The following is a 25,937-nucleotide window of genomic DNA, read 5'->3' on the forward strand; positions in this document are numbered from 1 at the left end:
AATTACTACGAAAATAAGTTGTTAGGCAAATTCGATAAAAATAGCGCTTTTTTCATATTAAATAAACGAGAATTGAAATTCGCCCGATTCCCCAAATGTGGGAAAATGGGACTTTTACATTCAGGCATTTAGAAGTAATAATCTTTCTTCCAAGAGTACAAGGCTTTGATAAGTCAGTTCTTACTTTTAAAAACCTTTTTCGCAACTGCAAGAAATTCTCTAACTGCAGGGGACGCTTCTTTTACAGAAGGACAAGCTAAAGCCACATGACGCCAATGGGTTAAATTTAAGGTACCTAATTGAACGTTTGGCTGCGTTTTTAAAAATAACTCCGGACCAATTGTAATGCCAAGACCTTCCTGTACCATATTTGCTATTGTATTACAATCATGCACTTCAAAACGAATAGTTGGGTGTATATTTTCTTGCTTAAACAAAGCTTCAATATGCCGTTGATACATCCCTGTTGGCATAATAAAAGGTTCTTTTTGCAAATCTTGAATATTTATAATTTCTTGGTAATTCAACATATGATTACGGGGAAATGCTACAACCATTTTATCTTTAATAAGAGGTATTATTTCAAATGTCGAAGTTGAATCCATTTCTACAACAAACCCAATGTCAATAATACCAATATTTAGCCATTCTGTTATTTCCTCATATGAACCCTCATAAAATTTAAACTCTATTTGTGAATGCTTTTTCTGAAATTCAGAAAGTATTTTCGGTAATAAACAGGATGATGCACTGGCAAAAGTACCGATACGAATCGTACCTATTTCTAGATTTCTAACTAATGCAATCTCCTGATTAATATGTTCCATTCTATTTAAAATTTCTCTGATGTGAAGAAGTGATTTTTGCCCTATCTCAGTCAGCGTAATCCCCTTTCTTCGATCACGATTTATTAATAAAACTCCCCACTCTGATTCTAAACTCGTCATAGCATGACTCACTGCAGACTGGGTCATATTTAATTGTTGAGAAGCTTTCGTAAAGCTTCCAAGCTCTGCAATTTTACTAAATACTTCAAAACGCGCAAAACTCATGAGTAAACGCTCATCTCCTTTATGAAAAATATCAATTTTACTCATGATATCATGTTAGATAAAATAAAAACACGATAGAAAAAGGAGTGGAGAATTTTGAATCATTTTGCCATATATTTATTAACTTTAGGTGCCTTTGTAACAGGGACAGCGGAATTTGTAGTATCAGGAATTTTAGAAATAATTTCTTCTGATTTAGATATATCTGTTTCAGTCGCTGGACAATTAATCACTATATATTCCTTATGCTATGCAATAGGTGCCCTTATTTTAGTAATGGTCACTTCTAAGTTTGATCGAAAAAAAGTTCTACTCTATTCCATGGTTATCTTCTTAACAGGAAATATCATGGCATACATCAGCCATAATTACACAATTCTAATGTTTTCTCGAGTTGTGCTAGCTTTGAGTGGGGGATTATATATTGTCGTAGCAACGAATTACGCAGCTCACCTTGCTCAACCTGGCAAGCGCGGAAGTGCAATGGCAACCGTCATTACAGGATTTACTGTTTCTTTAGCGTTTGGAGTCCCGATTGGAACTTTTACTGCAGCATATATAGACTGGCGGAATATCTTTCTTATTATCGGAGTTGTAACATGTCTCAATATCATGTTACTTCAAAAATTTATTCCTAAATTAGATGGGAATAAACCAATGCCCATAAAACAACAATTGATTCTAATAAAAGATAAACGATTACTCATTGGGTTATTTATTACAGCTTTTTGGATTCTCGGATACACCCTTGTTTTCGCTTACATTTCTCCTATTCTAAGCCTGTATGCAGGTTTTTCAATAGAAATGATAAGTATGACTCTTTTAATTTTAGGAGTTTCTGCCTTTATCGGTTCACGTTTTGGAGGGTATGCTGTTGATAAGTGGGGATCGTACCTAACAATAACTATCAGTTTAGTAATTCATACAATAGTGCTAATGGTTTTAACATTTACTATACACTCTACTATAGGAACACTAATCACTATCATGATTTGGGCAATTGCAGCTTGGACAACAACTCCAGCAAACCAATTCTATCTGACTTCTTTAAAACCACAATCGTCAGAAATTATTTTAAGTTTCAATACCGCCATTATGAACATTGGTATGACATTAGGAGCTGGATTAGGTGGATTGGTAATAGAATATACAGAAATTATTTACTTGATATGGTTAGGAGGCCTAATGGTATTCATAGCCTTAGGAATAGCATGTTATTCCTTTAAACTGGGTAAAAAAACAGCCTAGTACTAAAAATCATATCATAACTTTTTTATTAAAATTTATATCTCCTAAAGATAGAATACGGAACTTGTAAACTAAAATCTAAATTCGATAAATTATAAGTAATACTAATCAGGTCCGGAAAAAGCCACCTGTTTTCCGCTGACGAGCCAGCTAGCCTCCGCTTACTTGTGTTGCAATGAATTTGAAAAAACTCGCTACTTGGACATGGCGAGATACACAAACAGCGTAAGCAGCACTCGTAAGAGACACTGACTCTACAGACCAACACGTGTTTTGTACAAAAAACCACAGAAAAAACTAAAAGGTATAGGGAATACTGGGCATTTCTGATACCTTTTAGTTTTTTAACTACCAGTCACCTTAACTTCTCCATTGTTTATAATTTTTTTGAAATGCTTCTACAAAATAGGAATCGAGCTGGACATTCATCTGTTTAAAAGCTCCTATGACTGCCCCTCCAATTGGTTGTAAAACCGGTATCATAAATCGCAAAGGTAGTGCATCCTCTTTTGCGAGTTGCTGTAATTTTGGCATAAAATAGGCTTCATTGGTAAAGACCCCACCTGCTAAAACAACAGGCACATCCTTTAGCCCCCATATCATGCGAGTGTAACATGCTTTTATCGCCTTGTAATATTTTTCACATGCACCCTCAATTATGCTAACTGCAACATTGTCCCCCTTGTCTGCCACATCAAAAACATATTGACTTAACGGTGCAATCACTGTTCGTGGATGATCCTTACCATAAATACACTCTATTAATTGCGGTACATGTTCAACAGAAAAATGATGCAATATGACATCGGTTAAGGCTGTTGGCTTCGCCCGCCGATCATAGCTTTGAAATACGGCCTTGAGCGCCTGATTGCCTAAGTCATAACCACTCCCCTCATCATCAAAAAGGTAACCCCAACCACCAACACGATGATAATTCCGCTGACTATCGTAGCCCATTGTGATAGCACCTGTCCCGGCTATTTGTACAATGCCCTCCTGTCCGAGTGTACCTGCATACAGGGCAATACAAGCATCATTTTCAATCACAATAGCCGTCGTCTTGTCAACATACTGCTGCATAATCGCTTTCACTTTTTGCTCAGCTTGTCGCTCTTTCACCCCTGCCATACCTGCAAAACAACTATGTAGCGCAGCAAATACTTGTGGATTTTGTGCCTGTAATTGTTGTAATAAATCATGAATCGTTGACTCAAAGCTATGGGCATCCATCGCAGTTGGGTTGCTTCGTGACGTGACTACTTTGGCATAAATACTGCCATGTTCATCACAAATAACTGCAGATGTTTTTGTGCCACCGCCATCAATTGCCAGTATATACATCCTCTTCTCCCCTTAAAAAAGGATTGAGCGCAAACGCTGTTGGCTCAATCCTTAGTCCAGTTATCAATTATTTCGTAAAGCCAAATGACGCCCACGGTTGAATCTGCTTTATTAAAAATTGCTCTTCTTCTACAACTCTCGCTACTACATTTGTTGAGCCCGCATTCGGTATTTCTTTTAAGACTATTTGTAGCTCCCCTTTATAGCGAACATCCAAATTATTATCAATTGTGATATCACCTGGCTTCAATGGTTGCGTATCATGGACTTGAAAATCTCCATTTTTATACTTAACACGAGACTGTGTACTACGAATAACATATTCTGAAACATCTCCACGGTTAAAATGGGGTTCTTTAAATAGTATAGCTTGCTCTAAAATACTCGTTTCGGGTGCCTGCACAACTTTCAGCTCTAGCTTGTGTCGATTCAATTGCCCTAATGCCCGTATCTCTTCTTCAGAAGCATACATATTGCCGATAATACAATCATCGATTAAACCAGTGTGCCATAAATCTTTCGCTTGCACAGTAATTGGCAGATGACGATGCTCCTCTAATGTTGGTAAGCCATGCAGTGTTTTTTCCCAAGGACCAAATATTGCATGCTGAGAGGAAATCATAGCAGCTGTATGAACGTGATTTGCTTTAAATAGGTTGGAGGTCTCTAAAAAATGCTGACGTGAAAGACCTGTAAACTGTCTAGGATAAAAATTATGGCAACCAATAATATTATCTTTGTTCGGTTGGTAGGATAATATATTTTCTAGATATTTTGTGCCATTACTAATATTTAACTCTATTTTCAAATTACTAGCATCTAGTGACATAAATGCTTCCTCTTGACCTGAAAATCCCATGTCTAAACGCAATGCCGCTAGATGATATTGTTCTTTGAAAACAGCTATGTCTTTATACGTTAAGCCAAGCTCCTCAAAAACGGCAGGTGCGATATCAGCAGATATATCAAATCCCAGTTGCTTTGCAATAGCATTAATTTGCTGTAATTTTATTCGTTCATCCTCATTGTTCAAGGACATCAGACAAGTAAAAATACGATCAAAGCCATTGTCATGCGCTAGCTGTACATACTGTTTCATTTCTTCTAATGTACTATGCTGAGGATATAGTGAAATACCTAATCGTCTCAATTCAAATACCTCCATCACTAAGCTTTTACACTTCTACATTTTGAGTTTCTGATTCCGGTTTTTGTTCTTGCTTTGCTACGCGATTTGCCATCGCTAGGAATGGTAAGTAAATACAAACTGCTACAACAATCAGTATGATACTTAATACAGCCCCACGCCAAGATTGAGTCACTAAGAAACCATTGATAATCGGTGGTGTCGTCCACGGTACTGGAACCGTCGCCGCTGGAACCCAACCCCATTTTGTGGCAAAGAAAGCAATTGTTACATTAATCATCGGTGTTAAGATAAATGGTATAAATAAAATGGGATTTAATACGATCGGTAGACCAAAAAGCAACGGTTCATTAATATTGAAAATACCTGGTGCAGTTGATAATTTTCCAACCGTATTATATTGTTTATTCTTTCTTGCAATAATGAAAATAGCGATAATAAGTGCAATTGTCGTACCCGATCCACCCATATTGATAAAAGCATCAAAGAATGGTTTATTTACGATATACGGCGCTGCTTTACCAGCTGAAATCGCTGCAACGTTCGCATCGATTGCCGGTAGATTAATAGATTGCATAAATGGTTCGATGATGTTCGCACCATGAACACCCAATGTCCATAAAAACGTAGGAATAAACGCTAAAATTAGTGCTGCAACCCATGTATTCGTTAAGCCCATAAATGGCTCTTGAATTGTTGCGTAGAATGAACCCACAATATCAGGAATATCAAAGCCAGCCGAAATGATTGTACGCACTAAAGCAAATATGCCAATTGTAATAATAGCAGGTAGTAATGCTGCAAACGATTTAGAAACAGCTGGTGGTACACCATCTGGCATTTTAATCAGCAGTCTACGATTGCCTGACAATCTACAAAATACTTCAGTAGAGAGTAATGCAATGATAATGGCTATAAATATACCACCTGTACCTGTTGTTAAGCCTGTTAAACCACCCTCACCAAAAGTACCGAAAGTCATGTAACTTGAAAGACTGATGACCCCTGCTGACAGTCCATCCTTGTCATAACCTTTTGCGAGGTGATAAGCAATAGAAAAGGCTAATAATAGTGAGATTATTCCGAATGTTGCTCCCCACATATTGCCGCCCCATTGTGTCCAAGTTTCATGTTTCCAAATGGAGTCAAGTGCATTTTGATACAGGTCTATAGGTAGGTTATTAATTAATACCGCTAGCGATCCCACTATTGTCAATGGCATTATCGTGATAAAACCGTCACGTATGGCAACTAAATGACGCTGATTCCCAACTCTTGCAGCTACCGGAACAAATTTTTCTTCTAAAAAACGGAACATTTCACACACTCCCTTTTGCTTTTTATTGTGACATCAAAAGTTGATGCTACTCCCCTGTGATACGTTCATATAGCTCTATCATTTCTTGCGCTAAATCACGGAATGTAATGGCATTCATTAAGTGATCTTGTGCGTGAATTAAGAGCATCGAGACTTCCACTTTTTCTCCCCTTGCTTCTTGCGTCAATAAAGCTGTCTGTGAATGATGTGCTTCTGTAAGCGCTTCATTCGCCATGTTTATTTTTTCCTTTGCTTCACTGATAAGCCCCTTTTTTGCTAACTGAATGGCTTCCATACATTCACTCTTCGTATTACCACTATGCACAATTAAGCCCATAATGGCCTGCATCATAACTGTTTCTTCCATTGGTCAGCCTCCTTCATCCAATCAGCTTTAGTGCCTGTTTTAAAACATTTTCACCATTCATCATGCCGTAATCAGCCATATTAATGACATCGATTGGGAAATTCTTTTCCTTATATTTTGTTTCAAATGACCCCTTTAAGTAACGCACTTGTGGGCCCAGTAAAAGTACATCAGCCGCTTTATTTGCTAATACTTTTTCAACCTCACTTTCAGCAATGGCATAAATATCAGCCTCAATATTTTGTTCTTGTGCTGCCTTCTGCATTTTTGACACTAGTAAACTCGTACTCATCCCTGCTACGCAAACTAACATAATATTTTTCATCGTCCGCACTCCTTTTCTTTTCTCAAATTGTCTGCTCGATTGAACGCCATTTTACAACTATCACATGTCATGTAATCGCTTTCTTAATATGAGAATAGCACCAATTGGTATATACCACAATATACTTTTTACATGCTTTTCTTTACTTGAAATGGGTATTAATAATTGGGCTATCACTTCATAACTTGCTAATAAATGGATTAACCCAACTGGTATAGTCCAGAAAAAACTTTAAAAATTTTTTGATATTTTAAAAATATTCATAGAATACTGGTCGATTACGCGGAATCGCTTGTTGCCACGTATCCACTACTTCTTTTATAGCATCCTTTTTTGCATAAATTAGCGCTTCCTGAACCGGAAGATAACCGACCATCATTGCAGAAAATAGATTGATTGGTAATGCTAGCATATGCTTATCCGATATCGAATTTGCCTCGATTATGGAGACATTACCATCTTTATTTATTTTGTATACACATTCATTCCAAGGACAAAAAGCATCCTCTAAAGACACATATAGTGGTTCTTGTATGTCCTCCCACGGATAACGCTGCATAAAAGCAAAAGCATCGACTATTCTTACCATTACATCCATTTTGACTTCTCTTTTAAATTGTGGTTCCTGAAATTGAAAACCAAAATGATGGTCATTTGCAGTGATACCTTCAATCGTGTATACGCTTGATGCATGTGACGTTATAAAACGCCAGATTGCCTGTTCTGCTAGCATATCCTGAGCTATAAAATCATGAATCATAAATGTTCCCTCTTGCATTGTATAACGAATATAGCCTGCTACTTTATCTTCTTGAAAATACGCAGCGAAATGGCTATCAGGTGCTCTTCTCTCAATTCTTTTCCACCAAGCTTCGTCGCGCAGCATACTACCATTGTTAAGCAGTGCTTGTGTATTATGAAAATCCTGAATAGCTTGGAAGAGATCTTCATCTCGCCATTCAAAACTCATGCGTTTCACAATATCTACTTGTTTTCCTAGGTTTGGAAACAAGGAATGTGGAATTGAATAGTGAAGTTTCTCAAAGAATAGTTCCCAGCCAAAATAACGATAGAAGGATACTGAAAATGGTGCTAATACAGAAATGGCTTGCCCATTTTGTCGCATTTCCTTAAGCGCTTCTAGCATAAGTTTTTTAATAATCCCCCGCTGACGATACTCAGGAAAAGTCCCGACAAATCCAATACCACCCATTTTATAATTCTCACCATGCACCGTCATATTTAGCGGAAGAATGAAGAGCTGCCCGACAACTTTATCCCCATCATAGGCTCCAAGTGTTGTACTTTGCTCAATCCAATATTGAAAATCCTCACGGCGAGTGCCAACATATTTATTCGGAAAACAATAATCCCTTAGTCGATGTACTTGCGTATAATCTTTTGGAGGAATTAATTTTATTTCCATAACCTATTCACCCTTATCTAATTTTAGAATATTCTAACTATTAATCTTGTTTTAATAGGAACTTCCTGACATATTCTTCTACATCAGACGCAGTAGCTAGCATTAAAATTTTTTCAACATGTTGTTTAAGTTGCTTTTGTGAATAGTTAGAAATTTGTGCACGTGTTTTTAAAATTGAAGACGCAGTCATGGAAAACTCATCTAATCCAAGCGCCAGTAATATCGGAATTGCTATTTCATCTCCTGCCATTTCGCCACACATACCGACCCATTTGCCGTGCTGATGGGCAGCATCAATAACATTTTTAACCAACCTAAGAATCGCTGGATGGTATGGCTGATAGAGGTACGAGACGTTTTCATTCATACGATCTGTTGCCAATGTATACTGAATTAAATCATTTGTCCCTATTGAGAAAAAATCCACTTCCTGCGCAAATAAGTCCGCAATCATTGCTGCTGATGGGATTTCAATCATAATGCCAACTTCGATTGTATCCGATACGATGAATCCCTCGCTTTTCAACTGGTCCTTTTCCTCAAGCAATAATGTTTTCGCCATTCTAAATTCATCTATTGTGGCAATCATCGGAAACATAATTTTCAAGTTGCCGTATGCACTTGCTCGTAGTAATGCGCGTAGCTGGGTACGGAACATTTCTGGATGCGATAAACATACACGAATCGCACGATAGCCCAAAAATGGATTCATTTCAACTGGTAGTTTAAAATAAGGAAGGTTCTTATCGCCACCGATATCTAGTGTACGAACAATTGTTGGTTTACCCTGCATTTTTTCAAGTACTGTTCGGTACGCAACGAACTGCTCTTCCTCATTCGGTAACTCCTGACGCTCCATATATAAAAACTCTGTTCGAAACAAGCCGATGCCATCGCCACCAGCGCAATTTACCATATCTACATCATCAGGTTTTCCGATATTACCAGCAATTTCTACACGCAATCCATCAGCGCTTATACTTGGTAGTGACCGAAATTGCTCAAGCTCGCTTTGTCCCTGATTATGTATCTGTTGCTGGCGGACATAAAATTGTGATGTTTCCGGCGTAGCATCTATAATGATTTTGCCGTTTATGCCATCAATGATAATAGGTGTTCCCTGTGTAATAACTTGTGTGGCAGTTTTTGTTCCTACTATCGCTGGAATTCCTAATGTACGTGCGAGAATCGCAGAATGAGAAGTCCGTCCGCCAATATCCGTAACAAATCCTTTGACATGCTTTGTATCTAACTGTGCTGTCATAGATGGTGTTAAATCTTCAGCTACGATAATTACATTCGAAGATAACCGACTAATATCCGGCATTTCTACACCTAATAGATTGGCTAATACTCGCTTCGATACATCTCGTATATCTGCTGCTCGCTCCTTCATATAGTCACTGTCTATTCCTTCAAACATCGCTATAAACATCTTAGTTGCTTCATCCAATGCAGATTCAGCATTAATGCCTGTGTTAATTTTGTTTTCAATAGTAGCTAACATTTCTGGATCCTCTAACAATAATTGATGTGCAGCAAAAATAGACGCTTCCTCATCACCAAATTTCGTCTGAGCGCTTGTATAGATTTCTTGCAGTTCTGCTTTCGATTGAACTACTGCTGCTTTAAATCGCTTCAGTTCTGCCTGTATATCCGTGATTGTTATTTTTTCAAACGATAGATCTGGTTCCATTAAACAATAGGCATTTGCAAAGGCAATGCCCTCAGAAACGGCAATTCCCTGTATTTCTAGCATTCTTCACCAATTCCTTTAGTTATCATAACGTCTGTTACCGTTTGGAAAAGCTTGTCAGCATCTGTCCCTTCTGCTGAAATATCAACAATGCTTCCTGGCGTTATGCCTAGTGCCATGACACCCATAATGGATTTTAAATTGACGGACTTTTCCTTATAGATTAGCTGAACGTCACATTTGAATGCTGTTACGGCAGTTACTAGTAAAGCTGTTGGTCGCGCATGTAGACCTTCCGGTGTTGTAATTTTATATGTCTTCTTCATCTTTACCCCTCCAATTTTCACTTGAAATTAATACGTTTTTGATAATTCGCAATCATGACTTCGTTATGATGCAGATTAGCTTCTACATTGTTACTTTCAAAAACAGGCAAGATGCCATGTTCATCTGCCATTTGCTCAATGACTTGACTAAAAATAGCATTCAGTATAGCCGAGCCAATAACCGTTGAAGCGGGAGCATACTGCATATTTTGGCGATGTAACAAACCATCACCAACCGGTATATGTGTATTTATGATGACATCGACCACATCTTCTAAACGCTTCCCACTACTGTGGCGTGACTGCTGCTCTTGATAAGCAAGTGATTGTAGCGACATGACAAGTACATCTGCCTCCTTTGCTAGCAATGCAGCATCTATAGGTGCATAATTTCGTCCCGAAGTCGAAATCACGATGAAAACATCATGTTCTTGAAAATCAAAATAATGTTTATGTCGTTCGATTATAGTAGGATCTTTTTCATTTTTTGAAGAAGTTAATGCCCCTGCATTTAATGTTAATGGCTCAATCGTAATTGGATGTACAGGTACAAGCCCACCTGCACGGTAAAATGCATCTTGTGCTAACAGGTGAGAATGGCCACAACCAAATAATTGAACAATTCCACCACGTTGAATTCGTTGAACGATCATTTGTGCAGCATCTGCTATATGCGCTTGCTCCTGCACAATCACCTCTTGTAAAAGTCTCTGTATTTCCAGAAAATAATCATGCATAGTATCACCTTTTAATTTCACTAATGAATTTGTATCGATCTGCACGATAAGTACTACGCACCAGCTCAAATGGAACACCATCTGCTAAGTAACTTATTCGTTTAATAATTAAAACTGGGGCTGTACCATTAATTTGTAAATACTTACTATCTTCCTTAGCGACAATGGCTGCCTCCATTTGTTGAATGGCATTGCCAATTTTTTGATGAAATTTCGCTTCAATCAACGCATATAGTGAGCCCATAATTTTCTTTTCATCTAATTCTGGATATACTTTTACAGGAATATACGTTCTTTCAATTGCCATAGGCTTAGAATCAGCGTTACGTATCCGCACAACAAAGAATACCTCTTCACCTGGTGCTATCAATAAATCTCCTGCTACATCTACGGGTGGAATAATTTTTTCAAAGCGTAAGACCTTACTACTTGGCTCCATTCCACGCGCACGCATATCCTCAGTAAAACTCGTTAATCCCATCAGTGGTTGCTCTAATTTGGGATTGGCTACATAAGTACCTCTCCCCTTTTCGCGGTACAAAAGCCCACTGTTCACTAAATTTGTAATGGATTGACGCACTGTCATGCGACTAACATCAAACTGCACTGAAAGCTCCCGTTCAGATGGAATATTTTCGTCAATTTTGTATTCCTCTAAATAAATGCGCTGCTTTAAAATTTCTTCTATTTGTATATAGATTGGTATATGAGAATTTTTATCTAACAAGCCTTGCACCGTCCTTATCTACTCCTACTTTGATTTCTCAAATACAACTTTACCTCGACAAATAGTTTTTTGTACATTTAATTTTTCATCCAGTAATACAAAATCTGCATCATAACCTTCTGCAATACGCCCTGTTGTTTCTAGTTGTAATTGTTGAGCCGCATTTGCAGATGACATGGCGACAAGCTCCTGTAAAGAACAATTTGTTACCGCTTTCATATTTTTCACGGCTTGTTCCATCGTCAAAACGCTACCAGCTAGGGCTCCATTCGATAAATGTGCACCACTTTCTGACACATGAACCGTTTGACCACCTAAATCATAGTCCCCATATTGAAGCCCCTTTGCACGCATTGCATCGGTAATTAATATAATCCCTGCCGCTCCTTTAATACGATAGGCTAGTCTCACAGACTGTGGATGACTATGCACAAAATCAGCAATTAACTCAACCTTCACCCTATCTTCTAAGAAAACGCCCCCTACAACGCCTGGACTCCGATGATGGAAAGGACGCATTTGATTGTATAAATGAGTCGCCTGTTTTACCCCCAATGTTATCGCCCTGTTGACCTCTTCTATTGTTGCATCAGAATGTCCAATCGAAACAAGCACCCCTTGTTTACTTAATTCTTCAATAAATGCAAATCCACCCTCTACCTCAGGAGCTACAGTCATTTGTTTAATGCGTTTTTTACTTAGTTGTTGCCAGTGAGTAAATTGCTCAATAGAGGGTAAAATGATATGTTCTACTGGCTGTGCACCTGCACGTTGCTTTGACAAATATGGTCCTTCAACATGTATGCCTAACATTCTCGCTTCTTCAGCACCAGTTTCGAATTGAGCTAAATTAACGAATACATTTTCAATCGTTGGAATAGATTGTGTCATTGTCGTAGCAAGGAAACCTGTAACACCTTCTTTTACTAATGAACGAGCCATTTGATGAAGCGATTTCTGAGTAGCATCCATCGTATCATGTCCTGCAGACCCATGAATATGCATATCAATATATCCAGGAAGTAGCAACCAGTTTTGATCCTTGCCATCAATATATTGCTCCGCCTTGTCGGTTAATTCATGACTTATTTTAATAATCTGACCATTCTCAATAAATAAATCACCCTTAAATGGCGTCTCATCATGATTAACAATTGTGACATTGGAAATTAACAACGTATTTCCCAACCGTACACCCCCTCAGCATTTATTTTTTAGAAGGCATTCTTTAAGGTAAAGACAAGCTATTTACTCAGTTGGTATAGTTGTCTATACCAATTATATAATGTTCATACAAAAATAAACAGATAATTTTTCTATTTTTCTAATTTTTTATCTTAAGGTTACATTTCTATGTATCTTGAAAAGCTGCTTTTGTTCTAAAAAAAGAAGCATCTTTATGAGTCCGTTGATTTCCACTTCGGCGGACGCTCTGCGGGGCCTTCAGCTCATGCTATTCCAGCAGAAGTCGCCGCCTGCGCTCCAATCAACTAGTGTACGTTTATAAATGATTGAGGTGATGGATAGGTTGACGATCAAAAGTAATAATGAACGACATCCATTAGACATGCTGACAATTGACCAAATGGTGCCTGAAGACCATTTAGTTCGCAAATTGGAATTTTCTTAAGTATTTATATGAACCCGTTGCTTTCTACTACGGCGGATGCTTTTCGCGGGCACGGCTTCAGTCAACTAGTGTATCCTATTCAACGACAACGAAAAAAGGCAGAAGACATTATAAATCCTGTCCATTTCAATGCGCAAGTTCTCCGTTATTGGCTCCATGTACGACGAATAATTCGGAAAATCATTGAACGTAATATTTGAACACATCATGTGGAAGAACCCGATCATTTATTTCAACAAAGTGACATGTAACAAATCTATGCACGACGTAAAGAGACGATTGAACGAGTAAGTGTGGATGCTAAAGAACCTTACGAAGGATTAAAAAATTGTCCATCCAGACAATGCTTAATGCCATGAATTTGAAGAAGCTAACTAATTGGACGTGGCAAAGTCCAAAAATGGCAGAAAATAGTTGATTGTAGCGTACTACTATCGTTAAGAGGGGCTATTTGTTACGAATATTACTCCATAAAAATTTCAAAAGGTATTCGGCATGTGATCATGCCGAATACCTCTTGTCGTAAATCTGAAGTAGCCATAACATTTAAAGGCTACTGATTTCTTATGTATGGACGAATCCCGATAGTGCCGTAATGCCGATGAAACATTCGTTTTGAACCCGCAATTTGCAGGTGGGTGCCCGCTTCATAGCGTTAAACTTCCCTCTCCGTATGGGGCATGTTTGCAACTACAAAATGGAAGGCTCCCGACGATATAGTGTTGGTCAAAACTGTTTAATATAGTTAGCAGTTAGACAAACACATCAGGATTCGTGTTACAGTTATAATAACATCATATTTCAGATAATTCAAACGATTTTCTATTAAAAATTTAAAATTCTTGCAAAAACGCAAAAAATACCTAGATTTCCAACAACTTTTGCTAGAGAATCAAGGTATTTAGCATTATATAACTCCGGTTTTGATATACTTCTGTAAACTTTATAGCTGGGTTAATTGGCGTGCCTACAACTCGACTCCAAGAGGCTTAGCTGCAGCCTCCAGGAAAGCGAGCGTATATAGACACGAAAATCCACAGTTGGAAGATACCTGAGCTTATTTTTTAAACGGTTTGATCGCTAAACTTAGCTCACTCAATTGGTCAGGAGATACTGTACTTGGTGCATTTGTCAGTAAGCAGCTTGCACTTGCTGTTTTCGGGAATGCAATTGTATCACGCAAGTTTGTACGACCCGCAAGTAGCATCACAAAGCGGTCAAGACCAAATGCAAGACCAGCATGTGGCGGCACACCGTATTCAAATGCTTCTAATAAGTAACCGAATTGTGCTTGTGCTTCCTCTACTGTGAAACCAAGTAATTCAAACATTTTTTCTTGTAGTTCACGCTCGTAAATACGTAACGAACCACCACCAAGCTCATAACCATTTAACACGATATCATAAGCTTGTGCACGAACTGCTGCTGGATCTGTATCCATTAATGCAATATCTTCATCAAATGGACGTGTGAATGGGTGATGCGCTGCTTTGTAGCGACCATCTTCTTCAGAGTACTCCAATAATGGCCAGTCTGTAATCCATAAGAATGCAAATTGTGATTCATCAATTAGTTCTAAATCTTGACCCAATTTTGTGCGAAGTGCACCAAGAGAAGCTGCAACAACAGAAGCTTTATCGGCAACAAATACTAAAATATCGCCAACTTTAGCACCCATACGTTCGACTAATGCTGCTGCTAATGCTTCATCAAAGAACTTTGCGATTGGACCATTTAAGCCTTCATCCGTTACTTTTAGCCATGCCAGACCTTTAGCACCATAAATACCAACGAATTTTGTTAACTCATCCATATCCTTACGTGAGTATTTGTCTGCTGCACCTTTTATGTTGATACTTTTTACTTGTTTGCCCTGCGCCACTGTATCAGCAAATACTTTGAAATTACAGCCATCAAAAATATCGTTAAGCGCCACTAGCTCTAAACCAAAACGTACGTCAGGTTTATCTGAACCATAACGATCCATTGCTTCTTGATATTTCATACGTTGGAATGGTGCAGGGATATCGATGCCTTTTACATTTTTCATAACGGCTTGGATAAGACGCTCGTTCATTTCTAAAATTTCTTCCTGTGTGAGGAAGCTTGTTTCGATGTCGACTTGTGTAAATTCAGGTTGACGGTCAGCGCGTAAGTCTTCATCACGGAAACAACGTGCAATCTGGAAGTATTTCTCAAACCCAGCAACCATTAATAATTGTTTAAATAATTGAGGTGATTGTGGTAATGCATAAAATTCACCTTCATGTACACGAGATGGCACTAAATAGTCACGTGCCCCTTCAGGAGATGATTTCGTTAAAATTGGTGTTTCGACTTCTAAGAAGCCTTCGTTTTGTAAAAAGTTACGAATGGTACGCGTTACGTCTGAGCGCATTTTGAATGTATCAAACATTACAGGGCGACGTAGGTCAAGGTAACGGTATTTTAATCGTAAGTCCTCTGATACATCCGTACGGTCTTCAATTTGGAACGGTGTTGTTTTCGCTGTATTAATAACGACTAAACTTGTCGCTTCCACTTCAATTTTTCCGTTTGGCACATTTGGGTTAATTTGATCTTCTGAACGGAGAATTACAGTCCCTTCAATTTCGATAACGTACTCACTACGTACTTTATCAGCTAAAGCATGCGCTTCTGCTACATCCGGGCTAAAGACAACTTGTGTAATACCTGTACGATCACGTAAATCAATGAAAATTAAACCGCCCAAGTCACGGCGACGTTGCACCCAACCTTTTAATACGACTTTTTCGCCTTGTAACGCTTCCGATAGCTCGTTACTAGCATGTGTTCTTGTTGCCATTTGTAATTCCTCCAAAGATTATTTATTTAATAGATAGTTAACTAATTCTGAGAAAGCAATCTTTTGTTGCTCCCCTGATTCCATGTGTTTTACAGCTGCTACTTGCTCTTCTAGCTCTGTTTCACCTAGGACAATTGTAAATTTAGCGCCTAAACGGTCAGCTGATTTCATTTGAGCTTTCATTTTACGGTCTAAATAATCCATCTCCGTCGAAATACCTTTTGCACGAAATGAACTTGTTAACTCTACCGCTTTTCGTTTCGCTTCATCACCCATTGCAATCATGTAGACGTCAAGTGCCGAGGCTGTTTCCAGTTCTACATTCTCTGCTTCAAGTGCTAACAATAAGCGTTCGATACTCAAGGCAAAACCGATTCCTGGTACGTTTGGTCCACCGATTTCTTCTACTAAGCCATTATATCGACCACCACCACAAAGCGTTGTAATGGAACCGAAACCTGCAGCTGTTGACATAATTTCAAATGTTGTGTGATTGTAGTAATCTAGACCACGTACTAGGTTTGGATCTACTTCATACGTAATACCAAGCGTATCTAAATACGTTTTCACCTGTGCAAAATAGGACGCTGAATCCTCTGTTAAAAAGTCTGTTAAAGCAGGAGCAGTGAACATTAATGAATGCTCACGATCTACTTTGCAGTCTAAAATACGCAGTGGATTTTTTTGTAGACGGTTTTGGCAGTCAGCGCAAAATCCCTCTATATGCGGCTCAAAGTGGTTGATCAATGCTGTACGATGTGCATCACGCGTTTCTTTATCTCCAAGTGAGTTAATCACTAATTTTAAGTCCTTTAAACCTGCTGATTCGTAAACATCCATCGCCAGTGCAATAACTTCCGCATCGATTGCTGGATCTGCTGACCCGATAGCCTCAACTCCAAATTGCACAAATTGACGATAACGTCCAGCTTGTTGACGCTCATAACGGAACATTGGTCCTAAATAGGAAAGCTTTACGGGTTGATCTGGCGCGCCAAACATCTTATGTTCCACATACGCACGAACAACACCCGCAGTATTTTCTGGTCGAAGCGTTAATGAACGACCGCCGCGATCTTCAAATGTATACATTTCCTTTTGTACAACATCCGTTGTTTCACCGACACCACGAGCAAATAATTCTGTTTGCTCGAAAATAGGTGTACGAATCTCGTTGTAACGATAAACCCTGCATAAATCACGTATAATGGCTTCAACCTTTTGCCATTTTTCTGATTGGCCTGGCAGGATATCTTGGGTACCACGTGGCACTTTAAAACTCATGGTAATACCTCCTTTATTGATTGCTTATGAGCGAGTTTACCTTACTGGATTGAGGGGATCCTTCGCACGGATCTTTCCAAACCAATAAAAAAAGCCCTCGCCTCCTTGCATAATTGCAAGGGACGAGAGCTATATAAGCTTCCGCGGTTCCACCCTAGTTGACGCATTAACTGCATGCGCCCTCCTCATAATCGGATAACGGCCGATTCCGTTTTTTCCTACTAAGCATCCCTTTTCAGAAAAAAGCCTCACAAGTGTTGTTCACGCTATACATTTTTGTAGGAAAGATTGCAGCCTAGGTCTTTCCCTCTCTTTTCCAATAGAGGTATACGCTACTCGCTTGGTCATAAGCGATTAATCATTTTTTGATTACCTTTTATGTTAGTCACAACAACAGGTAATGTCAACTATTTTCGTATTTTTCATGCAACTGTTGTCAAAATAACGAATTCCATTACCTTTTTCCCACGAACAAATTAATAAAATCATGGTAAAATAGCTCAAGAATAGGAGGAATCTGATGACGACGAAACTTTTACACTTAACCATCATCTTCGTACTATTGTTAACAATTACGATTCCAAGTATACACGATGGTCAAAGAGCTCTTGCCGACACCAGTGATTTAAAAGTATCAGGGACCATTCTTCATCTGCGCGAGGGACCAGGACTTTCTTACCCGATTATCACGACATTAGAAGAAGGTGACTCGCTAACCTCTATCGGTCGTGAGGGTGATTGGATTCAAGTAAAAACAGAGGATTATGAAGGCTGGGTAGCATCATGGCTGACAACTTCTACAAACGCTAAACAGACCATTGAAAAAACAGTCATCTCGCAGGTTGATCGGCTGAATATACGAACAGAACCAGATATTTCTTCAGCAGTTCTTGGCCAACTTTCAACTGGTAATCAAGCAATTCTAATAAAGGAAAGTGGCGAGTGGGCAAAAATCAATTGGAATGGACTAGTCGGTTGGGTATCCTCAAGCTATGTTACGATTAACGAAACAACAGAAAAAACAACTGCGAAACCAAAAGTTGAAGTATCTACTGCCAGTAAAGATAAAAGTACAACCTTTACCGTTTTAGTTGATTCGCTTAACATACGTAAAAAGCCGGATTTAACAGCTAAAAAAATAGCGACCGTTTCAAAAGGGCAAAACTTTAAAGTACTTGCTCAAGAACATAACTGGGTACAGATTCAGTACAATGATAAAAAGTCAGGATGGGTATATAGTTTCTATGGTACGTTTTCAAACATAGTGAACACTCCCTCTAAAACTTCATCTGCTAAGGAACTAGAATCTGTAACAATTATTTATAATGGGACAAACCTACGAACTGACGCTACAACAGCAGCAGAAGTGGTTGAACGTGTAGATGCTGGTGAATCTTTTCAAATTGTGGGCACTAAAGATGATTTTTATGAAATTCAATTAGATGACAAAACCGCCTTTGTGGCAAATTGGGTCGTTTCTACTTCCAAAAATAAATCGATAACAACAGTAGAAAAGACTGAAACACGTAAGAAAGGAACATTAAAAGGCATTACAATCGTCGTTGATGCTGGACATGGTGGTAATGACCATGGTACGACAGGGCAACGCGGGACCGATGAAAAAAACATCACTTTAAAAACAGCATCGCTATTAGCCTCAAAATTAAGTGCCGCTGGAGCAAACGTCGTCATGACACGTGAATCAGACGAATATGTCGCGCTGCGCAAACGGGTTTCAGTTGCTCATCAGCATGAAGCCGATGCATTTATAAGTCTACACTATGATGCAACTGATAATAGTTCCATTTCTGGCTTTACTACTTATTATTTGAACGGCAATCAGAAAGGACTTGCGGATTCTATACATAATGGACTTGCAAGTAAGATTGATTTAAAAGATCGTGGTACACAGCAAGGGAATTACTTAGTACTACGAGAAAACCGTCAAAAAGCAGTATTAATTGAGCTTGGATTTTTAAGTAATGCGAATGAGGAACGTGTTATTACAACAGAAAAATTCCGAGAACAAGCAACACTTGGTATCTATCAAGGCATTCTTGATTATTTTGAGGTAAACGAATAAGGGAAAACAAACTAAAAATAAGCACAGCCATTTTCAGTGGCGTGCTTATTTTTTATATATTCTCCATTAAACGCTTAGCAATTTTTTCAAACTCCTCTGGCCCAATACCTGGTGCAAATTCTTCTGGCATCTCGTCTAAATTTGGGATATCATAGCCCTTTGGCGAGCCTTCCTGTACATATAAACGTTGACCAGAGGTAGGATTTGTTCCTTTCCATATTCGATCGATATCTTTATAATCACCAACATTATTCCAGGTAAACAGGACATTGCCATAGCCCATATCCTCGTATTTTCGTGCATAATCGAATACACGATTATCAAGATTTGGAATTGGAATTAACTTAGAGACATCGACACCTGTAGCCATTTCAAGCGCCCTCGCATAAGCAAGTACATGCGTTCCACCACGGACAAGTAAATAGCCAATCATTTCTCTTGCTGTTGGATGATTGGTCATTTCATAAACACGCATTTTATGGGTTCTAGCACCGCATTCCAAAAAGAAATTATGCAATAAATCTAACACTAAATTACCACTCGTAAATACATTAGAACCTGTCCAAGGCATCCCCATAGAATCAACAGCAAGTGATGTTTGAGCAGAGGCAATAAATGCTGCAGTTGAGCGCATATCCTTGCCGTTTTCCAATGGTGTTAAATCTGGTGGAGCCGTAAATGAAGATCCTTTGTTCAACAAGTTTATTGTATTCGCCACCAGCTCAACATGCCCAAATTCCTCAGCGGTAATACTTGCCACTAAATCGTAAAAAGGCTTTAACTTCTTTTTTCCTCTAAAATTAAAAGATTGGTACATATAGTTATTTAATGTCGACATTTCTCCAAATTTCCCACCAAGTAACTCTTGTACCGCACTCGCTGCATTTGCATCACCATATTCGACTTCAGGTAAATCAATCACCAATTTGTTTACACGTTGAAACAAAAAAAGCACCTCCAATTCACATTATGTGAACATGAAGGTACTTATGCACTTATTTTCTTCTCGTTGCCAATGTAACCCATACAATCTCTTCCATACGAATAAAGAAGGGTGTACGACAAACCTCTACAACGATATGATCAGGTAAAACAGAGGTTAAAATACCTTGCTGAATATTTTTCACCGTTTGAACGACAATTGCCTGACCAATCATCATTCTTATTGTTTCATATAAATATGGATTCGATATGCTTCCCAACTGCGACATTACATATGCACTTCCTTCCAACAAACTAACCATTCATTTTTAGTGTATGAAGGAATTACAGGAAATGTACCATTATTTTGACTCTAGCAGTATTGTTACAGGCCCATCATTCGTAAAAGCAACGTCCATCATGGCACCAAAAACACCTGTTTCAACCCGCAACCCATGTTCGCGCAAGGTATCGTTAAAGGCCACCCATAATGGTTGTGCTACTTGTGGTCTTGCTGCACCCGTAAAGCTCGGACGATTTCCTTTTTTTGTATCCCCATACAAAGTAAATTGTGAGACGGATAGTATGGCTCCTCCGTGCTCTAAAATGGAATGATTCATTTTTCCTTCAGCATCTTCCCATAAGCGCAGATTAGCGATTTTCTTTGCTAAATAGGCTACATCCTCCGTTGTATCCTCATGTGTAATGCCAACAAGAAGTACATAGCCTTTATCTATAGCGCCTGTTACTTTTCCGTCAACAGTAACAGATGCCGCTTTACTACGTTGTAATACCACTTTCATTTTTTAAAACCTCTATTCTACCAAGTTCTGTACCAGCCACTTTATCAGTACATAAAAGCTCCGTGTCCCTGTCATTAAAACTCATCATAAATATCTGCAGCATGCATATCAGTGACTTACTATACATCACTAGCTCTACTGCATGATATTAGTTGATGACTCGCTGCACAGAGTATATATCCGGCGTTTGTTTAATACGTTCTACAACCTTATGCAAATGCGAAATATTAGAGATCGAAATTGTTAAATGAATCGTCGCAATTTTATCGCGATCTGCACGACCACTCACTGCTAAAATATTTGTTTTTGTTTCACTCACAATATGCATGACTTCGTTTAAAATGCCAGGTCGATCAAAAGCAGATACTTCAATATCAACAGGGTACTCTTTTTTCTCAGGTGTTAGTCCATGCTCCCATTCAACCTCGATTAAACGCTCTTGCTCATCTTCCACTTGGATATTCGGACAATCTGCACGATGCACAGAAACGCCTCTTCCTTTGGTAATAAAACCGACAATATCATCACCCGGCACTGGGGTACAGCAGCGGGATAATCGAATGAGCATATTATCTATGCCTTTCACGATAACGCCTGACTCCGTACGTTTTTGCGGAAGTGGATTTTTCATTTTTTGCTCAATTTTTTCAAGCGCTTCTTCCTGTTCACGCTCTTTACGGCGTTTTTCTGCCAAACGATTGACCACTTGTTGTGCAGTAATACCATTTACACCAACAGCTGCGAATAAATCATCTTCATTAGTGTAGTTAAATTTATCGAAAACACGTTTAAAGTTTTCTGCTGACATTGTTTCTTTTATGTCAAAGTCTTGTGCACGAATTTCCTTTTCAATCATCTCTTTACCTTTGATGATGTTTTCTTCACGAAGATGGCGTTTGAAAAATTGCTTAATTTTATTCTTCGCTTGGGATGATTGAGCAATTTTTAGCCAATCACGGCTCGGGCCAAATGATTGTTTCGATGTTAAAATTTCGATAATGTCACCTGTTTTCAGTGGTGTATCGAGCGGTACCATTTTGCCATTAATTTTTGCACCGATTGTACGATTTCCGACCTCTGAATGCACGCGGTATGCGAAGTCGATAGGTACTGAACCAGCCGGCAATTCAATGACATCCCCTTCAGGCGTAAAAACATACACCATATCAGAGAATAAATCGAATTTTAAAGATTCCATAAACTCCTCTGCATTGGAAGACTCGTTTTGGAATTCTAAAATTTCTCGGAACCATGTTAATTTTTGATCGACATTTTGTTTTTCGCTATCAATATTTTTACCTTCTTTATACGCCCAGTGTGCTGCGATCCCGTACTCCGCAATTTTATGCATTTCCTTTGTACGAATTTGCACCTCTAGTGGGTCACCATAAGGACCAATTACAGTCGTATGCAGGGATTGATAAAAGTTTTGCTTCGGCATCGCGATATAGTCTTTAAATCGTCCAGGCATCGGCTTCCATAGCGTATGAACAATTCCTAACACAGCATAGCAATCTTTAATGCTATCAACGAGGACGCGTATAGCTAATAAATCATATATCTCGTTAAATTGTTTCTTTTGCAACACCATTTTACGATAAATGCTGTAAATATGTTTGGGACGACCATAAACATCAGCATCAATTTCGACATCTGTCAGCTGAGATTTCATTTCACCCATGACATTGTCTAAATAGGCTTCACGTTCATCTCTTTTCTTTTTCATAAGACTCACGATACGATAATATTGCTGTGGGTTTAAATAACGAAGTGCTGTGTCCTCAAGCTCCCATTTAACGGTTGAAATTCCCAGACGGTGCGCAAGTGGTGCGAAAATTTCCAGCGTCTCTTTGGAAATACGGCGTTGTTTTTCAGCAGGTAAATGCTTTAACGTGCGCATATTATGCAGACGGTCTGCAAGTTTTATTAAGATGACACGAATATCCTGTGCCATTGCAACAAACATTTTTCGATGATTTTCTGCCTGTTGTGCTTCTTTCGATAAATATTTAATTTTCCCCAGCTTCGTCACGCCGTCTACAAGCATTGCAACTTCTTCACCAAATTCACCTACTAAGTCATCACGCGTAAATTCCGTATCTTCGACAACATCGTGTAAAAAACCAGCTGCTACTGTTTCAGGATCCATTTGTAATTCTGCTAAAATTCCGGCTACCTGCACTGGGTGAATAATATACGGTTCACCAGAGCTACGGAATTGCTCAATATGCGCATCTCGTGCCAGTTCATATGCTTTTTTCACGAATGCGACATTTTCATCATTCATGTAGGATTTGACTAAATCAAAAACGTCTTCAGGAGTCAAAATTTGCTCTTTCGCCATAATATGTCCACCTTGCCCGTCAAATTTTTCAGATTAGATATAAATTTAATTGTATAAAAAATAGAGGTCGATTGTAAAGGGACTGTGTCATTTAGTTTAGTTAATCTCGTGAACAGCTTACTTCCATGGAAAATTTATTCATTTAGATAAATAAAAAGACCCCCTGCTACGCCGGTGAGCTTCACAGAGAGTCGTAATATGTTTTAGTTTGCTTTATTATAGGCTACGGCAATTTTTGAACCGATTACTGCATTGTTTTTCACTAATGCGATATTCGCATCAAGGCTCTTACCTTCTGTTAGTTCTTTCACTTTACCAAGTAAGAATGGCGTTACGTTTTTACCCTGAATACCATTTTCCTCAGCTTCTTGTAAAGCCTTTTCAATGATGTTAGTGATGAATTCGTGCTCTAGCGCTTCAGCTTCTGGTATCGGGTTTGCAATAACCGCTCCACCACGTAAACCTAATTGCCATTTTGCACGAAGCATTGCTGCAACTTCTTCAGGTGTATCGGCCTTGAAGTTTACTTCAAAACCACTTTGGCGTGTATAGAATGCTGGAAGTTCATCCGTACCATACCCAACTACTGGTACACCTTTTGTTTCAAGATATTCAAGCGTTAAGCCAATATCTAAAATTGACTTCGCACCTGCACAAATTACCGCTACATTTGTTAGCGATAATTCTTCTAAGTCTGCTGAAACGTCCATTGTAGTTTCTGCACCACGGTGTACACCACCAATACCACCTGTAACGAAGATTTCAATGCCTGCAAGCTCTGCACAAATCATCGTTGCAGCAACCGTTGTCGCGCCTAATTTTTTTGTTGCTAGTAAGTAGGCTAAGTCACGGCGAGAAGCTTTTGCCACACCTTGTGCATTGCCAAACATTTCAAGTTCTTCTTCTGATAAACCGATTTTAATTTTCCCATCTATTAATGCGATAGTAGCTGGTACTGCACCGTTGTCGCGAATAATTTGCTCCACTTCACGCGCTGTTTGTACATTTTGTGGATATGGCATACCATGCGAAATAATTGTTGATTCTAATGCAATAATTGGTAGACCTTTCTCTTGACCTGCTTTTACCTCTTCTGATAATACGATGAATTCTTTCATGATGTTATTCCTCCATTTCATTTTTCAATAATTCTTCTGATAATTCAGGTCTTACTGTGTACGGAGACGCCAATGTTTTTTTGGCGTTTGTTAAGCCCGCATCTATACATGTTGCTAAGGGTTGTCCCCTTAACCAACTGTGTATGACCGCACTCACAAAGGCATCGCCCGCGCCAGTAACATCTTCAATTTTTTCTATGGCCTTAGCCGCAAAATGACTTGGTGCAATTGAAGTTGACGCTGCAAATACACCTTTTCCACCTGCTGTGATAATCACATGTTCAGCGCCTAGTTGCAGAAGCTGCTGAAGCGCTTTTTCATAATGTGCTGCGTTGTCAATTGCATGACCGACAATCGTCTCTGCCTCATCTGTATTGCAAATAAACCATGTGACTCCTTGCAATGTATCCGGAAGTCGATTCATTTTCGGAGAAGATACTGGCACAATTACTAGTGGAATTCCACGAGCAATCGCTACTTGCTGGATGTATGCAACTGTTTCTTTTGGACAATTTAAGTCCATAATAAAGCTGCCGGCATTCATAAGCATTGCCTCGTGTTGCTTTAACAAACTTGGCACCAATAAGTCATAGACTTCCATATTGGCAACAGCTAAAGCTAGCTCACCTTGCTCGTCCATAATTGCGGTATACGATCCTGTTGCAGCATCAGGTAGCTGTTCGACATAGCGTAAATTCATGAATGGTTCGGAAGCTTCTTGAATCACCAGCCAGTCGACATCCTTTCCAGCTGTCGTCAGTAGCGTAACCCCATGATTAAGTCGGCCTAAGTTTTCAGCAATATTTCGACCTACGCCACCTACACTAAATGAAGAACTAGCAGGGTTTGATGTTCCGAGTTGCACGGTTCCCTTTACATGAAATTTACGGTCGAGATTTGCGCCACCGATGCAAATAATTTCATTTTCCTCAGGTAAAATATATGCACGTCCAACAATTTTGCCTTGCTTTGTTAAGCTCGACACTAAATTTGCAAGTACTGGGCGAGACAAGTTCATTTTATCTGCCATCTCTTGTTGAGACATAAACGGATTTTGGCGAATTAATGCGAGTACCGCCTGTTCTCTTTCATTCATAGCATCACCTTTTGTTATATTTGTTTATATTATAAACTTTTGTTTAATTTAAGTCAAAAGTTTTCTTTGCATAAAGCAAAACACCCGTAAAATTTAGATTCGATCTAACTTTTACGGGTCA

22 protein-coding genes, 1 other RNA gene and 1 other annotated feature are annotated in these 25,937 nt (G+C 38.8%); of the genes, 2 read left to right on the forward strand and 21 right to left on the reverse strand.

Annotation, left to right across the window (positions count from 1 at the left end):
* Positions 1-173 precede the first annotated feature (173 nt).
* On the reverse strand, positions 174-1,052 hold the full coding sequence (locus ACOMCU_RS05865) for a LysR family transcriptional regulator (RefSeq protein ID WP_036130400.1): 879 nt from the start codon (positions 1,050-1,052) through the stop codon (positions 174-176).
* Positions 1,053-1,148: 96 nt separating this feature from the next.
* Between ACOMCU_RS05865 and ACOMCU_RS05870 the strand changes: the two genes are divergently transcribed.
* Positions 1,149-2,300, forward strand: a complete 1,152-nt coding sequence (locus ACOMCU_RS05870) for an MFS transporter (protein WP_421049652.1) — start codon at positions 1,149-1,151, stop codon at positions 2,298-2,300.
* Positions 2,301-2,660: 360 nt separating this feature from the next.
* Here the strand turns inward: ACOMCU_RS05870 and ACOMCU_RS05875 are convergent, their stop codons facing one another.
* The 14 genes from ACOMCU_RS05875 to hisS form a co-directional block, all read right to left on the reverse strand.
* Complete coding sequence (locus ACOMCU_RS05875; RefSeq protein ID WP_421049653.1) at positions 2,661-3,641, reverse strand: N-acetylglucosamine kinase; 981 nt, start codon at positions 3,639-3,641, stop codon at positions 2,661-2,663.
* A gap of 67 nt (positions 3,642-3,708) precedes the next feature.
* Positions 3,709-4,791 (reverse strand): DUF871 domain-containing protein, encoded by a 1,083-nt coding sequence (locus tag ACOMCU_RS05880; RefSeq protein WP_421049654.1) that lies wholly within the window; start codon positions 4,789-4,791, stop codon positions 3,709-3,711.
* Between the two features lie 25 nt (positions 4,792-4,816).
* Positions 4,817-6,106: a PTS sugar transporter subunit IIC gene (locus ACOMCU_RS05885; RefSeq protein ID WP_036130403.1), complete on the reverse strand. Its 1,290-nt coding sequence runs from the start codon at positions 6,104-6,106 to the stop codon at positions 4,817-4,819.
* A 46-nt stretch (positions 6,107-6,152) separates the two neighbouring features.
* Positions 6,153-6,473, reverse strand: coding sequence for a PTS lactose/cellobiose transporter subunit IIA (locus ACOMCU_RS05890; RefSeq protein ID WP_010860001.1), 321 nt, complete (start codon positions 6,471-6,473; stop codon positions 6,153-6,155).
* Positions 6,474-6,486: 13 nt separating this feature from the next.
* Complete coding sequence (locus ACOMCU_RS05895; protein ID WP_036130405.1) at positions 6,487-6,798, reverse strand: PTS sugar transporter subunit IIB; 312 nt, start codon at positions 6,796-6,798, stop codon at positions 6,487-6,489.
* Positions 6,799-7,048: 250 nt separating this feature from the next.
* Complete coding sequence (locus tag ACOMCU_RS05900) at positions 7,049-8,224, reverse strand: GNAT family N-acetyltransferase (RefSeq protein ID WP_421049655.1); 1,176 nt, start codon at positions 8,222-8,224, stop codon at positions 7,049-7,051.
* A gap of 40 nt (positions 8,225-8,264) precedes the next feature.
* On the reverse strand, positions 8,265-9,983 hold the full coding sequence (gene ptsP / locus ACOMCU_RS05905) for a phosphoenolpyruvate--protein phosphotransferase (protein WP_421049656.1): 1,719 nt from the start codon (positions 9,981-9,983) through the stop codon (positions 8,265-8,267).
* A complete protein-coding gene (locus ACOMCU_RS05910; RefSeq protein WP_421049657.1) occupies positions 9,977-10,246 on the reverse strand; it encodes an HPr family phosphocarrier protein in 270 nt (89 codons plus the stop codon). Before ACOMCU_RS05910 ends, ptsP begins: the two co-directional genes overlap by 7 nt.
* A 17-nt stretch (positions 10,247-10,263) precedes the next feature.
* Entirely contained in the window at positions 10,264-10,983 is a 720-nt protein-coding gene (locus tag ACOMCU_RS05915) for a sugar isomerase domain-containing protein (RefSeq protein ID WP_036131555.1), read from the reverse strand.
* A gap of 4 nt (positions 10,984-10,987) precedes the next feature.
* Positions 10,988-11,710, reverse strand: coding sequence for a GntR family transcriptional regulator (locus ACOMCU_RS05920; RefSeq protein WP_036131557.1), 723 nt, complete (start codon positions 11,708-11,710; stop codon positions 10,988-10,990).
* A gap of 24 nt (positions 11,711-11,734) precedes the next feature.
* Positions 11,735-12,898 (reverse strand): N-acetylglucosamine-6-phosphate deacetylase, encoded by a 1,164-nt coding sequence (nagA, locus tag ACOMCU_RS05925; RefSeq protein WP_421049658.1) that lies wholly within the window; start codon positions 12,896-12,898, stop codon positions 11,735-11,737.
* Between the two features lie 1,025 nt (positions 12,899-13,923).
* Positions 13,924-14,115, reverse strand: a non-coding RNA gene (gene ssrS, locus ACOMCU_RS05930) — 6S RNA.
* 282 nt (positions 14,116-14,397) lie between these two features.
* Positions 14,398-16,167 (reverse strand): aspartate--tRNA ligase, encoded by a 1,770-nt coding sequence (gene aspS / locus ACOMCU_RS05935; RefSeq protein ID WP_421049659.1) that lies wholly within the window; start codon positions 16,165-16,167, stop codon positions 14,398-14,400.
* A gap of 18 nt (positions 16,168-16,185) precedes the next feature.
* The gene (gene hisS, locus ACOMCU_RS05940) at positions 16,186-17,451 is read right to left on the reverse strand and encodes a histidine--tRNA ligase (RefSeq protein ID WP_421049660.1); all 1,266 of its coding nucleotides are present in this window, start codon (positions 17,449-17,451) and stop codon (positions 16,186-16,188) included.
* A 115-nt stretch (positions 17,452-17,566) separates the two neighbouring features.
* Positions 17,567-17,808: a binding site (T-box leader), on the reverse strand.
* Positions 17,809-17,971: 163 nt separating this feature from the next.
* Between hisS and ACOMCU_RS05945 the strand changes: the two genes are divergently transcribed.
* Positions 17,972-19,534: an SH3 domain-containing protein gene (locus ACOMCU_RS05945; protein ID WP_036130413.1), complete on the forward strand. Its 1,563-nt coding sequence runs from the start codon at positions 17,972-17,974 to the stop codon at positions 19,532-19,534.
* 52 nt (positions 19,535-19,586) lie between these two features.
* Here the strand turns inward: ACOMCU_RS05945 and ACOMCU_RS05950 are convergent, their stop codons facing one another.
* The 6 genes from ACOMCU_RS05950 to ACOMCU_RS05975 form a co-directional block, all read right to left on the reverse strand.
* Entirely contained in the window at positions 19,587-20,480 is an 894-nt protein-coding gene (locus tag ACOMCU_RS05950) for a manganese catalase family protein (protein WP_421049661.1), read from the reverse strand.
* Between the two features lie 49 nt (positions 20,481-20,529).
* Positions 20,530-20,745: a DUF2642 domain-containing protein gene (locus tag ACOMCU_RS05955; protein ID WP_036130420.1), complete on the reverse strand. Its 216-nt coding sequence runs from the start codon at positions 20,743-20,745 to the stop codon at positions 20,530-20,532.
* A 72-nt stretch (positions 20,746-20,817) separates the two neighbouring features.
* Positions 20,818-21,258 (reverse strand): D-aminoacyl-tRNA deacylase, encoded by a 441-nt coding sequence (dtd, locus tag ACOMCU_RS05960; RefSeq protein ID WP_421049662.1) that lies wholly within the window; start codon positions 21,256-21,258, stop codon positions 20,818-20,820.
* A gap of 148 nt (positions 21,259-21,406) precedes the next feature.
* Complete coding sequence (locus tag ACOMCU_RS05965; protein WP_010860015.1) at positions 21,407-23,602, reverse strand: RelA/SpoT family protein; 2,196 nt, start codon at positions 23,600-23,602, stop codon at positions 21,407-21,409.
* A 203-nt stretch (positions 23,603-23,805) separates the two neighbouring features.
* Positions 23,806-24,720: a pseudouridine-5'-phosphate glycosidase gene (locus tag ACOMCU_RS05970; RefSeq protein WP_036130423.1), complete on the reverse strand. Its 915-nt coding sequence runs from the start codon at positions 24,718-24,720 to the stop codon at positions 23,806-23,808.
* A 4-nt stretch (positions 24,721-24,724) separates the two neighbouring features.
* Positions 24,725-25,816, reverse strand: a complete 1,092-nt coding sequence (locus ACOMCU_RS05975) for a carbohydrate kinase (protein WP_421049663.1) — start codon at positions 25,814-25,816, stop codon at positions 24,725-24,727.
* Positions 25,817-25,937: the final 121 nt, after the last annotated feature.

Origin of the sequence: Lysinibacillus sp. UGB7 (assembly GCF_049058285.1) — a bacterium.
GTDB classification, from domain to species: domain Bacteria; phylum Bacillota; class Bacilli; order Bacillales_A; family Planococcaceae; genus Lysinibacillus; species Lysinibacillus sphaericus_B.

What these genes read in the sequence shown, in the direction of transcription:
- ACOMCU_RS05975 (WP_421049663.1), bottom strand. Translation starts at nt 25,816, where the DNA reads ATGAATGAAAGAGAACAGGCGGTACTCGCATTAATTCGCCAAAATCCG.
- ACOMCU_RS05885 (WP_036130403.1), bottom strand. Translation starts at nt 6,106, where the DNA reads ATGTTCCGTTTTTTAGAAGAAAAATTTGTTCCGGTAGCTGCAAGAGTT.
- ACOMCU_RS05955 (WP_036130420.1), bottom strand. Translation starts at nt 20,745, where the DNA reads ATGTCGCAGTTGGGAAGCATATCGAATCCATATTTATATGAAACAATA.
- ACOMCU_RS05900 (WP_421049655.1), bottom strand. Translation starts at nt 8,224, where the DNA reads ATGGAAATAAAATTAATTCCTCCAAAAGATTATACGCAAGTACATCGA.
- ACOMCU_RS05970 (WP_036130423.1), bottom strand. Translation starts at nt 24,720, where the DNA reads ATGAAAGAATTCATCGTATTATCAGAAGAGGTAAAAGCAGGTCAAGAG.
- ACOMCU_RS05895 (WP_036130405.1), bottom strand. Translation starts at nt 6,798, where the DNA reads ATGAAAAATATTATGTTAGTTTGCGTAGCAGGGATGAGTACGAGTTTA.
- ACOMCU_RS05945 (WP_036130413.1), top strand. Translation starts at nt 17,972, where the DNA reads ATGACGACGAAACTTTTACACTTAACCATCATCTTCGTACTATTGTTA.
- hisS (WP_421049660.1), bottom strand. Translation starts at nt 17,451, where the DNA reads ATGAGTTTTAAAGTGCCACGTGGTACCCAAGATATCCTGCCAGGCCAA.
- ACOMCU_RS05890 (WP_010860001.1), bottom strand. Translation starts at nt 6,473, where the DNA reads ATGGAAGAAACAGTTATGATGCAGGCCATTATGGGCTTAATTGTGCAT.
- ACOMCU_RS05965 (WP_010860015.1), bottom strand. Translation starts at nt 23,602, where the DNA reads ATGGCGAAAGAGCAAATTTTGACTCCTGAAGACGTTTTTGATTTAGTC.
- ACOMCU_RS05875 (WP_421049653.1), bottom strand. Translation starts at nt 3,641, where the DNA reads ATGTATATACTGGCAATTGATGGCGGTGGCACAAAAACATCTGCAGTT.
- aspS (WP_421049659.1), bottom strand. Translation starts at nt 16,167, where the DNA reads ATGGCAACAAGAACACATGCTAGTAACGAGCTATCGGAAGCGTTACAA.
- ACOMCU_RS05915 (WP_036131555.1), bottom strand. Translation starts at nt 10,983, where the DNA reads ATGCATGATTATTTTCTGGAAATACAGAGACTTTTACAAGAGGTGATT.
- ACOMCU_RS05865 (WP_036130400.1), bottom strand. Translation starts at nt 1,052, where the DNA reads ATGAGTTTTGCGCGTTTTGAAGTATTTAGTAAAATTGCAGAGCTTGGA.
- dtd (WP_421049662.1), bottom strand. Translation starts at nt 21,258, where the DNA reads ATGAAAGTGGTATTACAACGTAGTAAAGCGGCATCTGTTACTGTTGAC.
- ACOMCU_RS05910 (WP_421049657.1), bottom strand. Translation starts at nt 10,246, where the DNA reads ATGAAGAAGACATATAAAATTACAACACCGGAAGGTCTACATGCGCGA.
- ptsP (WP_421049656.1), bottom strand. Translation starts at nt 9,983, where the DNA reads ATGCTAGAAATACAGGGAATTGCCGTTTCTGAGGGCATTGCCTTTGCA.